Here is a 13,188-nt window from a genome sequence, read left to right on the forward strand (position 1 = left end):
CTAGTGTTTTATCCTCTTGGGTGATGCTTTTGATGCTGCGCCTTAAGCTGTGCATTTTGAATATGTGTATAGAGTTGAGTGCTTGAAATATCGCTATGTCCAAGCATCAATTGAACAGAGCGAAGGTCAGCTCCTTTTTGAACAAGGTGAGTAGCAAAGGCATGCCTTAGAGAGTGAGGCGAGAGTGGCTTATCTATTCCTGCTTTTGATGCATAATCTTTAATAATATAGAAGAAATTTTGTCGAGACATTGCCCTTCCTCTATTTGATAAAAAGTAGCTATCGCTCTGACCATTTTTTAATAGTGCTGGCCTTGAATTGAGTTCATATTTTGTTAAATAATCAATTGCAATTTCGCCCATTGGCAGTAATCTTTCTTTATTTCCTTTCCCATGAATGCGTATAAATTCATCTTTTAGATTAATGTTATGATAACTTAAATTAATTAGCTCAGAGACTCGTAGCCCACATGAGTATAGCAATTCAAGCATTGCTCGATCCCTCTGACCAAATAATGATTTACTATTTGGCGCCTCTAGCAAGCGTTCAACTTCTTGAATATTTAAAAATACTGGTAATTTTTTTTCTAATTTTGGATAATCTAATTGTTCAGTTGGGTCAATTTTTAAGTTCTGTTTGTCAGATAAATATTGATAGAAAGAATGAAGACAAGTTAGCATTCTAGACTGAGTTGAGGCACTTATATTTGAATCTTTTCTATATGAAAAATAATCTTGTATCTGTTTCTTATCAACATCTATAAGCGAATTATTATTAAGCCACTTACTAAAAATTTTAAGATCAGAGCGATACGCACTTAAGGTATTTTTACTTGCGCCAGTTGTTAGCCAGTAGAAATCAATAAATTTGTCTATCAGATCACTATTCATTAGGGATTATTCTACGTGAGTATTTTGTAAATGGGGCAAAAAAAATGCCAGTAAAAACTGGCATTTAGAACTAAAAAAAATTATTATTTCTTTTTAAGTTTTTCTTTAATACGGGCAGCTTTTCCAGTAAGTCCTCTAAGATAATACAATTTTGCTTGACGAACCTTACCACTTCGTTTAACTGTTACGCTATCAATCATAGTTGAATGAGTTTGAAAGACTCTCTCAACTCCTTCACCATGAGATATTTTCCGGACAGTAAACGCAGAGCTTATTCCACGGTTTTTTATTGCAATAACAACACCTTCAAAGGCCTGTAATCTCTCACGAGTTCCCTCACGGACCTTTACCTGAACTACTACAGTATCTCCTGAAGAAAATTCAGGAATGTCCGATCTTAGTTGCTCACTTTCGATTTGATCAATTAAATTCACGTTTCTACCTTTTAAGCGTTTCTGAAAAAGCCGTAATTATACATATTTTTTCTATCCTACACAAGAAGCTAAGGGCTATTAAATAGATATTAATCATATTATTTTTTAAATGCTTTAACCATAATATGAGATAATCAAAATAATATTTTTAAAAAACAAATAATGGGCAAAGTAACGGGATTTTTAGAGCTAGATAGGCAAGTCGAATCCTATCGTGAAGTAGAAATTCGTATAAAGGATTTTGGTGAGATATTTGCTGATACCCATAATTTAGATCAGCTTAAAGAGCAAGGGGCACGTTGTATGGATTGTGGAGTTCCATTCTGCCAGTCTTCAAGTGGATGCCCAATAGATAATTTGATTCCTGAATGGAATGACCTTGTTTACAATAATGAATGGAAAGAGGCATTACAGCGATTAGAAAAGACAAACAATTTCCCAGAATTTACTGGAAGAGTTTGTCCTGCTCCATGCGAGGGTTCATGTGTTCTTGGATTAAATAATCCAGCGGTTACAATCAAAAATATTGAGTTAGCTATAGTTGACAAAGGGTTTGAAGAGGGCTGGATAAAGCCGAGAACAGTTAATACTCGAATTGAAAAAAAAGTAGCTTTAGTAGGTTCTGGACCAGCAGGGTTAGCTGCTGCTGATGAACTTAATCAAATAGGTTACTCTGTAACTGTTTATGAGCGAAGTGATCGAATTGGTGGTCTTCTAATGTATGGCATTCCTAATATGAAGCTAGGCAAAGATGTTGTTGATCGCCGCGTAGATTTATTAAGACAAGAGGGCGTTGAGTTTATTACTAATACTGATATTGGTAAAGATATTTCAACGAAAGATTTGAAAAAATCATTTGATGCTGTTGTTTTTACAACTGGCGCAACAAAGGCAAGAGACTTGCCAGCTGAAAATCGAAATGCTATTGGGATTTATCCTGCTATGGAGTACTTGACTTCCAATACTAAAAGTCTTTTGGATAATGGCTATGCAGACAAAAGTAAGCTCTCTGCTAAAGGCAAAAATGTCATTGTAATTGGTGGTGGCGACACTGGAACTGACTGCATAGGCACCTCCCTAAGACAGGGCGCTAAATCTATAACCAATTTTGAATTAATGAGTCAGCCCCCAGAGGTTCGCTCTGAAACTAATCCTTGGCCAGAGTGGCCAGTAATTTTTCGTGTTGATTATGGGCATGAAGAATCTAATAAAGTTTTTGGTAAAGATCCAAGGCAATATCAACTTCTCACAAAGTCTTTCATTAAAGATAAGGATGGACATGTGAGTGGAATTAAAACAGTTAATGTTGAACTTGTAGATGGTAAATTAAATGAAATTGATGGAACTGAAAAAACCTGGGATGCTGAGCTGGTTCTCCTTTCAATGGGCTTTCTTTCTCCTGAGCACTATCTAAGTGAAGATGCAAATATTGATATTGATGAACGCGGAAATTATAAAGCTGAGCATGGTGAGTATACTACTTCCCAAAAAGGAATTTTCTCAGCTGGAGACTGCCGAAGAGGTCAGTCACTAGTGGTTTGGGCAATCAATGAAGGCCGTGGCGTTGCAAATAGTGTAAATAATTTTCTAGTAAACTCTTAAAGGATTGAGAAATACTATGGCTGAAATACTAGGCGCAGAAGTAGATGAAGAGGGTTACTTGTTAAATGTTTCAGATTGGAGTGTTGAGATTGCCAATACGATGTCTGAAGAGGATGGTATAAATCTCTCCACTGAGCATTGGGAGGTTATTAATTTTCTTCAGGCTTATTATAAAGAATATGAGTTTGCCCCTGCAGTAAGAGTTCTTACAAAGGCAATAGCTAAAAAACTGGGTAATGACAAAGGAAATTCTCGTTACCTCTATTCGCTTTTTCCATATGGTCCTGCTAAGCAGGGATGTCGATTCGCTGGTCTCCCTAAACCAACAGGCTGTGTTTAGAATGAAAAATTAATCTTGACTTTCATTTTGAGATAAAAAATAAGTCATATGTCATCAATCAGCATTTTCTTTACACTCTTTTTCTACTTTTCTGTATTAATCTTTATTACAGGACTTTCTTATAAGATTGTTCAATATTGGAATACCCCTGCACCGCTTAAAATACCTATTGCGCCTGCTCCATTAACAAAATCTGGAGTATTTTTAAGACTTACTAAAGAAGTTTTTTTATTTGCAACTCTTTTTAAATCAAGTAAGTGGACTTGGCTTTTTGGTTGGAGTTTTCATCTTGCTCTAGTCCTTCTTTTTTTTCGTCATTTGGTTTATTTTTGGCCTGGTGAAATTCCATTAATATTACTTAAAACTGAATCATTAAAATACGCTGCTTATCCTCTTATTTTTGGTTTACTTGGATTACTAGGTAGAAGGATTTTTGTGGATAGGGTTAGATATATTTCTGCACCATCAGATTATCTTATGTTGCTATTAATAATTTTTATTGGTGCAAGTGGAATGATAATGACCTTTGCAAATAATCATCCAAACATGCTCCTTGTGAAAAATTTTGCAGAAGGTTTAATTACTTTTAAGTGGTCTGAATTGCCATCAGAAGGGATTTTCTTAGCTCATATTTTTCCAGTATTTTTTCTTATAGCTATTTTCCCAATATCAAAATTATTACATGGTCCAGGTATATTCTTTGCTCCAACGCTTAATCAAGTGGATGATGCGCGTAAAAAGAGGCATATCTCCCATTGGGCTATGCAAAAAGAAAAAAATACCAAAATTGATATCGAGCACACTAAGGATAAAGGGAGCTAATTATGTCTAAAAATAGTATTGAAAAACTTCCTACCTATCTTGCGATTCCGCCATTAAAAAAAGACTCAATGGCTGGTAAAGGTCCTTTTAAGGCGAGTATAGATATTCAAAAAGACCTAGGATTTCCAGGCGAAAAAATAGATAACTGGCAGCAAGTAGCAATCAATAAAATTGCGGAAACTAAATCTAAATATCGGTCTGTACAAGTATTTTTGGATTCCTGTATGAAGTGTGGTGTTTGTACTGATAAGTGCCACTATTATTTAGGAACGGCTGATCCTAAAAATATGCCAGTTGCTAGGCAAGATTTATTTAGAAGTGTTTATAGGAGGCACTTTACTTTTGCTGGGAAGTATTTTCCAAAACTAGTAGGTGCTAAAGACTTTGATGAGGATATGCTAGATGATTGGTATAACTATTTTCACCAGTGCTCACAATGTCGAAGATGTGCGGTATTCTGCCCGATTGGAATTGATACTGCTGAAATTTCAATGGCAGCTCGTGAGGTAATGAATGCAATTGGTGTGGGACAAAAATACCCTAACCAAATTTTAGGAAAAATTAATAAAATTGGCAATAATTTAGGGATGCCAGAGCCAGCTCTTAGAGATACTTTAGCTGACTTAGAGGAGGAGATTGAAGAGGAAACTGGTGTCAGTATTAAGTTGCCTCTTGATATTAAAAATTCTGTAGTTTTAATGGTCACTCCTTCAGCAGACTTCTTTGCTGAACCCCATATTGATGGGCTTATTGGCTATGCTAAAGTTTTTCATCAAAGCGGTGTAAGCTGGACATTAAGTTCTTATGCCTCTGAGGCTGCAAATTTTGGGATGTTTATTGGTAATTATGATGTTATGAGGCAGGGAGCATTGCGAATTCGTAAGGCAGCACTTGACTTGAATGTTAAACGTGTTGTGGTTGGTGAGTGTGGACATGCATGGCGAGTAGCTTATAGTTTTTGGAATACCCTTACTGGCTTGGGTGGTGGAGGAAGTGATGAATATTCATTAAAACTTCAAAACCAATTAGATAGTAATTATCCTCAGCCACAACATATGATTGAATTTACGTATGATTTAATCCAAAGAAATAAATTGTCATTTGATAAGTCTAAAAACGATCATCGAGTTGTAACTTTCCATGACTCGTGTAATGTTGCGCGTGGAAGTAATATGGGTGATATTGAAAATGGCCAGTTTATTCTTCCAAGAGAGGTAATTAAGGCCGCATGTAATAACTTTTCAGATATGCATAAATCCACAATAAAGTCTGCTACCTTTTGTTGTGGCGGCGGCGGTGGACTTCTTACCGATGATCTTATTGATTTAAGAATAAAGGGAGCAAAACCAAGAATGCATGCCCTAAAGCAAAGTGAACAAGACAATGGTGTTAACACATTGGCTGCAATCTGCGCTATATGTAAATCACAGTTTTCTAAGGTACTGCCTAATTATGATTTTGATCCATACATGATTGTAAGTGTTCATCAATTGGTAAGTGATGCAATTATTTTAACTAAAGATCCAGAAGCTTAAGCTAGAAGCTATAAATAACTATTCTAGTTTTTGGTAGTAATTAAGTATTCCTTGATATATTGAGGCCGCAATCTTTTGCTGCTGCTTGTTATTGGTTAAACGTTTCTCTTGAGTTGGGTTTGATATGAAGGCAGTTTCAACTAAAACTGAAGGTATGGCGGGAGATTTTAGAACTACAAAGTTAGCCTTTTGAGGTACTTTTTTATGGATTGGCCCAATTTTTTCAAGTTCACCGATTATCTCCTTGGCAAGGTTAAATGATTGCATGTCTCGATCTTTTCTTGAAAAATCTGTCAAAATATTTTTCAAAAATTGATCATTATCAATTACAGTTTCAACGCCTCCAAACTGATCCACTAGATTCTGAGATTGTTCTAATTGTTTAGCTAGTTTGCTGTTATTTCCTTTCTCACTTAAGGTGTAGATCGAAGCGCCTTTCGCAGTTGTACTTTCTACAGAATCTGCGTGAATAGAAATAAACATGGTGGCATTTTCTTTTTGTGCTATTGTTATTCTTTTAGTCAGCGGTATATAGTAGTCCCCACTCCTAGTTAGAACAGCTTTTAGATCGCTATTTTTATTAATGATCGCTACAAGTTTTTTGGCAATTGCCAAATTTACAGACTTTTCTTGTGATTTATTTTTACCAATAGCTCCTGAATCTTCACCGCCATGACCGGCATCAACTAAGATAATTTTTTGACTTATTTGAGCTGATTTTTTTAAATTTTTTACTGCTTTTGTAGTTTTTATGTCTTGTGTTTTTATCTGAGACTCGAGGTCAATAATATCTACTACGAGTCGATGAAACTTATATTTTGTATTAGGCTTAAGGGTGAAGTGCTTTACTCTAAATTTTTTATTAATATGCACGATTAACTTAATAGTTTTTTTATCACGCTTTATAAGAACTTTTTGTATCCTGTCATCCTTAAAAAAAATATTTGAAAAAGTTTCAGACAATACTTCAGCATCATCAAAACTGATAATTACTACCTTGTCAGTGTTAGTTATATTAAAGAGGGTGTCCTGCTCTTTATCAATAACAATTCGAGTTTGATCTGGCGCTGTCCAGTACCTAAAATCATAAAGTGTAGTCTTTTCTTCACTAAATGAAGAGGAAGCAAATACAGCAATAATTAAACTTATCCAATAGCGCATTCTAAAATTAATTTTCCTACTTTAGTTTGAGGTGTGATATTTACTGTTCTTATGTTGCCATTCCCACTAATATTGATTGATAAATCAGAATGTGCAATAGCACCTTTGCCTAATTCTGGCCACTCGATCAGTTGAAGGCTTTTTGGTTTAAGGTATTCACGAATACCAATGTATTCTAATTCCTCTGGATCACTGAGTCGGTAGCAATCAAAATGGTGAATATCTATTGATTCATTTTGATAACTTTCAACTAAAGTATAAGTGGGACTTTTTACTTTATCAAACCCAAAGTGCCCAATAAAACTTTGCGCTAGCGTAGTCTTTCCAGCCCCAAGATCACCAATTAAGTATATTACGCATGAGTTTTGTAAGTCAGAGCAGCATTGAGCAAGCTTTTTAGCAAGCTTTTGGGTTTCTTGAAGATTTTTAAGAACTAAATCCAAAACAATTGATACAAGTAAATAGCCAATGCAGTTAATAGAATGAAGCCACCAAAGCGACTAATTTTAAGTCTCATTGAAAGAATGACAACAAGAAGAGTAAACATTAGCATAAAGAAGTAGTCACGACTCATTACTTCTGGTGGGATTTGAAAAGGCAGAATTAAACCTGGGATTGCAAGGACTCCAAGAGTATTAAAAAGATTTGATCCAATAATATTTCCAATAACCATTTGATGTTGTTTTTTCAATGCGCTACTTATAGAAACTGCAAGTTCAGGGAGGCTTGTTCCAAGCGCTACAACGGTTAGGCCAATAATTAGGTCGCTAACGCCAAAAGATAGAGCAAGACTAGTTCCGCCCCAGACTACAAGACGTGCACTAGAAACTAATACTATAAGAGACACAATTAAGAGGAGCCAAGTCCTTCCCTTGTCATTTTTCTGAGAGTTAATTTCGAGACTATCACTATCAGTTAGGTTATTTTTCTTAGATTCTCTGAATACATTAATAAGGAATAGTGTTAATAAAGATATGAGTATCAAGCCATCAGTAAAACTTAAAAAACCATCTAATAATAAAAAACCTACAATTAGAGTTGATAAAAATAAGAATAACCATTCCTTTTTTATTACAGATTTTTCAACTGTAATTGGAAGGATAATTGCTGTAACTCCGAGAACCAAGCCTATGTTAAAAATGTTTGAACCAAATGCATTTCCAATACTCATCTCAGGGTGACCATCATATGCTGCAAGGCCAGAGACTAACATTTCAGGAGCCGACGTGCCAAATCCAAAAATGAGTAGTCCAATGACTAGAGGCGAGATGTTAAATATTCGTGCAATTTTGGCGCCATTATCAGTGAAAGTATCTGCGCTCCACATTAGTAAGATAAACCCTGCTAGCAGAGATAAAATTGGTAGTAACATGTTGTTATATAGAATGATTATGTTGACTATTATAAAGTTATCTAAGTAAGAATTTAGAAAACAGAACTTCTAATTAAGTAATAATAGGTTAATATTTTTTAATAAACATTAAAGACAATCTCAAAAGCATATATTTATAATGAGTCAATGATACTTATAACTCGACCAATAGCTCAGACTACAAATCTTAAAATGCTTTTAGAAGCATCTGATATTGAGTATGAGTTGTTCCCCACTTTTGAAGTAAAAAAAATAAGATCTGAAGTTTTAAAGCAGCATTATGATGTCATTATTTTTGTAAGTGTTAATGCGGTTAACTTCGCTGAAGATTACTTTAATAAAATCTTTACTGGGATATTTAAGGTATTTGCAGTGGGCCCTGTTACCGCTAAAAGATTAATTGATAAAGATATTAAAGTTGATTGCTTTCCTAAATTTAATGCTTCAAGTGTGGAATTATTGACAATGCAAGAGTGCTCAGAATTGATTGATAAGAAAATTTTAATTGTAAGAGGAAAGGGAGGATCAGAAACTTTAAAGGATAATTTGGGAAAATTTAATCAGATTAATTATCTTGAAGTTTATGAGCGAGTGCCTTGTGAGTTTACATCACTTCATGCTCAGTCGATTGAAGTATTTTTAAATTCTTCGAATGGCGTTCTAATGGCAGGCAGTAATGAAAGTCTTTCCAATATTGTTCGCCTATTAAATCTTGATTCATCTGATACTTTTAATAAATTTAAAACTAGAAAACTTATTGTTTTTAGTCAAAAAATTAAGGTTTTGGCAGAGAGTCTAGGTTTTGAAAATATAAAAGTCACACTAAATCCTTCTGACCAAGATCTAATAAATGAATTAATAATTTAAAAAAAACTCACAAGTAGAAAATGATTGGGTAACATACATTAAACTATATCGGGAGTTCAAGTGATTAGATTCGGTATTTCATGGGTAGCACGCTTATTAGGCGTCAGTGGTTTTACTGTTCAACAACCTACAACTCGTGGTTCCCTTCAAGATTTAAATATTTCTGAAAGGATTATTCCTTTTAATCCTAGCAATTTAGCTGTTCATAACATTCACCATTCAGAATCTACACATCATTTAAAGCGCTTTCAAGATACTCAAGTCAAATTAAGTCATGGAGAGCCAGTTAGTGATGTCACTAATGATCAAGATCTAGTATCTGTAATTGCTACTTTGAAATCAAAATTATATCAAGAGTCTATTAAAAGCAGGCATTACACGAATGCTTTTAATGAGTTAAATGAGAGGTTAGTTGAGTTAGAAAAAATCGTACAGCCTGGTAAGAAAACTGACTTTCAAAAACTCCAGGGCTGGGTTCATTCAAAAAGACACTTCCATTAATCTTTAATTTTTAGTTTTTATTACTATTGATGAGTCGCTCTCGCGTTGATTCATTTTGTAAAAATGAAAAGTAATTAGGTATAATGCTACTTGGTTTTTAAATTAATATTCTTATTAAATAAATATGTCAAAAAGTGATTACATTGAGTTAGAAGGCGTCGTAAAAGAAAAATTACCTAATACAACTTTTAAAGTTGAATTAGAAAATGGACATAGCGTTCTTGCTCATATTTCTGGAAAGATTCGTAAACACTATATACGTATACTACCTGGCGATAAGGTAACTGTTGAAATGACTCCATATGATCTTACTAAAGGAAGAATTACTTTCAGACATAAATAAACCTTAGATAAGCCAGTGTGGTGGAATTGGTAGACACGCCGGACTCAAAATCCGGTTCCTTCACGGGAGTGCCGGTTCGAGCCCGGCCACTGGTACCAAAATTGTTTAGGATGTAATAAAATGGATAACAACTTTGTAACTGATGCATTAACTCTAACCATTTTTGGTATGGGTTTTGTTTTTGTATTTCTTGCACTGATGGTTGTTGTCACAAATATAATGTCGCTACTTGTAGTAAAAATCCAGCCTGTAACTAATGACGCTTCTGCTTTAGATTCTGATCCAATAATTGAGATTGACGAAAAAACAAGAGCAATTATTGAAGCGGCAATAAAAATGCATACACAGAGGTAACTATATGTCTAACAAAGAAAATAATAAACCAGTTGAAATAACTGAGTTAGTTCTTAGGGATGGGCATCAATCGCTTTTTGCAACTAGAATGCGAATTGATGACATGCTTCCTATTGCAGAAAAATTAGACAAAATAGGTTATTGGTCAATGGAGTCTTGGGGTGGCGCTACATTTGATGCTTGTATTCGTTTTCTTGGAGAGGATCCTTGGGAAAGAATACGTGAAATCAAAAAGGTTATGCCTAACACTCCTCAACAAATGCTCCTTAGGGCTCAAAATTTATTAGGCTACCGTCATTATAGTGATGATGTAGTTAGAAAATTTGTTGATCGATGTGCTGATAATGGTGTTGGTGTTTTAAGAATATTTGATGCTATGAATGATACGCGCAATCTTAAAACTGCCATTGATCAAACAGTTAAAGTTGGTCAGCACGCTCAAGGTACGATTTCATATACAGTGAGTCCAGTCCACACAACTGAACTATGGATTGAAATGGCAAAAAAAATTGAAGACATGGGCGCTCATTCATTATGCATTAAAGATATGGCTGGTTTATTGCAGCCTTATGTCGCTTATGACTTAGTTAAAAAATTAAAAAAAGCGATTGACATTCCTATTCAGCTGCATGCTCATGCAACTACTGGCCTCTCTACTGCTTGCATAGTAAAAGCAGTTGAAGCAGGCATAGATCGGATAGATACATCTATTGGCTCAATGAGTATGACTTATGGTCATTCTGCAACTAATTCTGTCGTTTCTATTTTAGAGGCGAGCCCACGTAAAACTGGCTTAGACTTAAAAAAATTGGAAGAAATTGATCAGTACTTTAAACTAATCAGAACTAAATATGCTAAGTTTGAAGGGTCACTCAAAGGCGTCGATTCAAGAATTCTAACATCTCAAGTTCCTGGCGGTATGCTGACTAATATGGAGAGCCAATTAAAAGAGCAAAATGCACTTGATAAAATGGACGAAGTTTTGTTAGAGATACCTCGAGTTCGAAAAGACTTAGGTTATATACCTTTAGTAACTCCTACTTCTCAGATTGTTGGCACTCAATCCGTGCTCAATGTTTTAACTGGTGAGCGCTATAAAACTATTACCAGAGAGTCAGCTGGAATTCTTAAAGGTGAATATGGTTCTGCTCCTGCCCCAGTAAACAAAGAGCTTCAGGAGAGAGTCTTGGAGGGTGCAGATGTAATTACTTGCAGGCCTGCAGATAATATTGAGCCTGAGCTCGATGTTCTTGAATCTGAGTTTGATAAGCTTGTTTTAGAGAAGGGTATTAGAGTAGCAGATGAGAAAATTGATGATTTGTTGACTTATGCTCTTTTTCCTCAGGTGGGAATTAAGTTCTTAGAAAATAGAGATAATCCAGATTTCTTTGAGCCAGTTCCTCAGGCGCCAATCAGTTCTTCAACTAACGACGAAGATGAAGGAATATATACTGTTTCATTTAAAGGGCAGTCATACACAGTTAACGTTTCAGCAGGTGGTACGATAAAATCTGTGGGTACTTCCTCAGATGCCTCACAATTAAGCTCTGAAGATTCCCAAGTGAATTCAGAGCCTTTGGTGAATGGAAAAGAGGATATTTCAGCACCACTATCGGGCACTATTTGGAAAATCTTAGTTAGTCCTAATCAGAATGTTAAAAAAGGTGATACTTTGCTTATTTTAGAGGCCATGAAGATGGAAACTGAAATCAAAGCAACACGATCTGGTGTCGTTTTAAATGTTGGCGTTAAAGAGGGAGATTCGGTAACTGTTGGTCAACTCCTTCTTTCTTTAGGTTAACTATGGAACAACTAAAGCTACTTTGGGTTAATACAGGCCTTTATCAGATGGATTGGGGCCAAGCTCTTATGCTTCTTGTGGGCATATTGTTAATCTATCTAGCAATTGTAAAAAAATTCGAACCTCTTTTGCTTCTGCCTATTGGGTTTGGCGCTCTTTTAAGCAATATTCCAGGCGCTAATTTAGCTATTGATGGTGGAATTTTGCATCTATTCTACGTTGTCGGTATTGAGTCTGGTGCTTTTCCTTTGATCATTTTTATGGGTGTTGGCGCTTTAACAGATTTTGGCCCACTTCTTGCAAATCCTAAAACTCTTTTACTTGGAGCCGCTGCTCAGTTTGGAATTTTTGCCACACTATTAGGGGCAGTAGGATTATCAGTAATTGGTGTATTCGACTTTAGCTTGAAGCAAGCTGCTGCAATTGGAATTATTGGGGGCGCTGATGGTCCAACATCTATTTATGTTGCTTCAATTCTTGCCCCAGAATTACTTGGAGCAATTGCTGTAGCTTCGTATTCATATATGGCATTAGTTCCTCTTATTCAACCGCCAATTATGAGAGCAATGACTACTGAAAAAGAAAGAAAAATTAAGATGGTTCAGTTACGTGAGGTCTCTAAGGTTGAAAAAATTATATTCCCAATTATTTTGTTATTACTTGTTGCTCTTCTTCTGCCTGCAGCAGCTCCTCTATTAGGTATGTTTGCTTTTGGTAATTTAATGAAAGAATCTGGAGTTGTTGATCGCCTTAGTGATACTACTCAGAATGCTTTAATTAATATAGTAACGATTTTTCTTGGTCTTGCAGTAGGTTCAAAACTTATGGCCGATAAGTTTCTTCAACTTGATACTTTAGGAATATTGCTTTTAGGTTTGGTTGCTTTTTCAATTGGAACCATGTGCGGCTTGTTGATGGCAAAATTGATGAATGTGTTTAGTGAAAATAAAATAAATCCCTTAATTGGCTCTGCAGGAGTTTCAGCAGTTCCAATGGCTGCTCGTGTCTCTAATAAAGTTGGCCTTGAAGCTGATTCAAATAATTTCCTTCTTATGCATGCAATGGGACCTAATGTAGCTGGAGTTATAGGATCAGCAATCGCTGCAGGTATAATGATTCAATTTCTAGGCTAGTAAATAATTTAGAACTCTTATGTTTTTAACCCC

Annotated in this window: 15 protein-coding genes and 1 tRNA gene; 11 read left to right on the plus strand and 5 right to left on the minus strand. The window is 35.3% G+C overall.

Going from position 1 to position 13,188, the window contains the following annotated elements:
* Positions 1-8: 8 nt before the first annotated feature.
* Positions 9-890 carry a site-specific tyrosine recombinase XerD gene (gene xerD / locus ABXT69_RS02080; protein ID WP_416678764.1) on the minus strand — a complete coding sequence of 294 codons (882 nt, stop codon included), beginning with the start codon at positions 888-890 and terminating at the stop codon, positions 9-11.
* 83 nt (positions 891-973) lie between these two features.
* Positions 974-1,324, minus strand: coding sequence for a 50S ribosomal protein L19 (rplS, locus tag ABXT69_RS02085; protein ID WP_271541566.1), 351 nt, complete (start codon positions 1,322-1,324; stop codon positions 974-976).
* Between the two features lie 162 nt (positions 1,325-1,486).
* On the opposite strand from rplS, the gene ABXT69_RS02090 reads away from it, so the two are divergent.
* From ABXT69_RS02090 to dsrK, 4 genes are read left to right on the plus strand one after another with little or no spacing between them, the layout of a single operon-like run.
* The gene (locus tag ABXT69_RS02090) at positions 1,487-2,926 is read left to right on the plus strand and encodes a glutamate synthase subunit beta (protein WP_416678766.1); all 1,440 of its coding nucleotides are present in this window, start codon (positions 1,487-1,489) and stop codon (positions 2,924-2,926) included.
* 16 nt (positions 2,927-2,942) lie between these two features.
* Positions 2,943-3,266, plus strand: a complete 324-nt coding sequence (locus ABXT69_RS02095; protein ID WP_416678769.1) for a TusE/DsrC/DsvC family sulfur relay protein — start codon at positions 2,943-2,945, stop codon at positions 3,264-3,266.
* 48 nt (positions 3,267-3,314) lie between these two features.
* Positions 3,315-4,088: a respiratory nitrate reductase subunit gamma gene (locus ABXT69_RS02100; RefSeq protein ID WP_416678771.1), complete on the plus strand. Its 774-nt coding sequence runs from the start codon at positions 3,315-3,317 to the stop codon at positions 4,086-4,088.
* Between the two features lie 2 nt (positions 4,089-4,090).
* Positions 4,091-5,623 carry a sulfate reduction electron transfer complex DsrMKJOP subunit DsrK gene (gene dsrK / locus ABXT69_RS02105; RefSeq protein ID WP_416678772.1) on the plus strand — a complete coding sequence of 511 codons (1,533 nt, stop codon included), beginning with the start codon at positions 4,091-4,093 and terminating at the stop codon, positions 5,621-5,623.
* Positions 5,624-5,641: 18 nt separating this feature from the next.
* Here the strand turns inward: dsrK and ABXT69_RS02110 are convergent, their stop codons facing one another.
* Genes ABXT69_RS02110 through ABXT69_RS02120 form a run of 3 tightly spaced genes read right to left on the minus strand, consistent with a single transcriptional unit; the run spans position 5,642 to position 8,156 of the window.
* Positions 5,642-6,784, minus strand: coding sequence for an N-acetylmuramoyl-L-alanine amidase family protein (locus tag ABXT69_RS02110; protein WP_416678773.1), 1,143 nt, complete (start codon positions 6,782-6,784; stop codon positions 5,642-5,644).
* Positions 6,769-7,227 carry a tRNA (adenosine(37)-N6)-threonylcarbamoyltransferase complex ATPase subunit type 1 TsaE gene (gene tsaE, locus ABXT69_RS02115; protein ID WP_416678775.1) on the minus strand — a complete coding sequence of 153 codons (459 nt, stop codon included), beginning with the start codon at positions 7,225-7,227 and terminating at the stop codon, positions 6,769-6,771. The genes ABXT69_RS02110 and tsaE overlap by 16 nt, the downstream gene beginning before the upstream one ends.
* The gene (locus ABXT69_RS02120; protein ID WP_416678776.1) at positions 7,218-8,156 is read right to left on the minus strand and encodes a calcium/sodium antiporter; all 939 of its coding nucleotides are present in this window, start codon (positions 8,154-8,156) and stop codon (positions 7,218-7,220) included. The genes tsaE and ABXT69_RS02120 overlap by 10 nt, the downstream gene beginning before the upstream one ends.
* Before the next feature lie 147 nt (positions 8,157-8,303).
* Here ABXT69_RS02120 and ABXT69_RS02125 point away from each other — a divergent pair, with 147 nt between their 5' ends.
* The 7 genes from ABXT69_RS02125 to ABXT69_RS02155 all read left to right on the plus strand — a co-directional run bounded on the left by ABXT69_RS02125 (position 8,304) and on the right by ABXT69_RS02155 (position 13,155).
* The gene (locus ABXT69_RS02125; protein ID WP_416678777.1) at positions 8,304-9,023 is read left to right on the plus strand and encodes a uroporphyrinogen-III synthase; all 720 of its coding nucleotides are present in this window, start codon (positions 8,304-8,306) and stop codon (positions 9,021-9,023) included.
* Between the two features lie 60 nt (positions 9,024-9,083).
* Positions 9,084-9,524, plus strand: a complete 441-nt coding sequence (locus ABXT69_RS02130; RefSeq protein ID WP_416678779.1) for a hypothetical protein — start codon at positions 9,084-9,086, stop codon at positions 9,522-9,524.
* Positions 9,525-9,648: 124 nt separating this feature from the next.
* Positions 9,649-9,867 carry a translation initiation factor IF-1 gene (gene infA / locus ABXT69_RS02135; RefSeq protein WP_018402165.1) on the plus strand — a complete coding sequence of 73 codons (219 nt, stop codon included), beginning with the start codon at positions 9,649-9,651 and terminating at the stop codon, positions 9,865-9,867.
* An 11-nt stretch (positions 9,868-9,878) separates the two neighbouring features.
* A tRNA-Leu gene (locus tag ABXT69_RS02140) sits at positions 9,879-9,965 on the plus strand.
* A gap of 22 nt (positions 9,966-9,987) precedes the next feature.
* Entirely contained in the window at positions 9,988-10,221 is a 234-nt protein-coding gene (locus ABXT69_RS02145) for an OadG family protein (protein ID WP_416678782.1), read from the plus strand.
* A gap of 4 nt (positions 10,222-10,225) precedes the next feature.
* A complete protein-coding gene (oadA, locus tag ABXT69_RS02150) occupies positions 10,226-12,022 on the plus strand; it encodes a sodium-extruding oxaloacetate decarboxylase subunit alpha (protein WP_416678784.1) in 1,797 nt (598 codons plus the stop codon).
* Between the two features lie 2 nt (positions 12,023-12,024).
* On the plus strand, positions 12,025-13,155 hold the full coding sequence (locus ABXT69_RS02155) for a sodium ion-translocating decarboxylase subunit beta (RefSeq protein ID WP_416678785.1): 1,131 nt from the start codon (positions 12,025-12,027) through the stop codon (positions 13,153-13,155).
* Positions 13,156-13,188 lie beyond the last annotated feature (33 nt).

The sequence above is a fragment of the Candidatus Pseudothioglobus sp. Uisw_016 genome, assembly GCF_048087635.1.
Taxonomy (GTDB): domain Bacteria; phylum Pseudomonadota; class Gammaproteobacteria; order PS1; family Pseudothioglobaceae; genus Pseudothioglobus.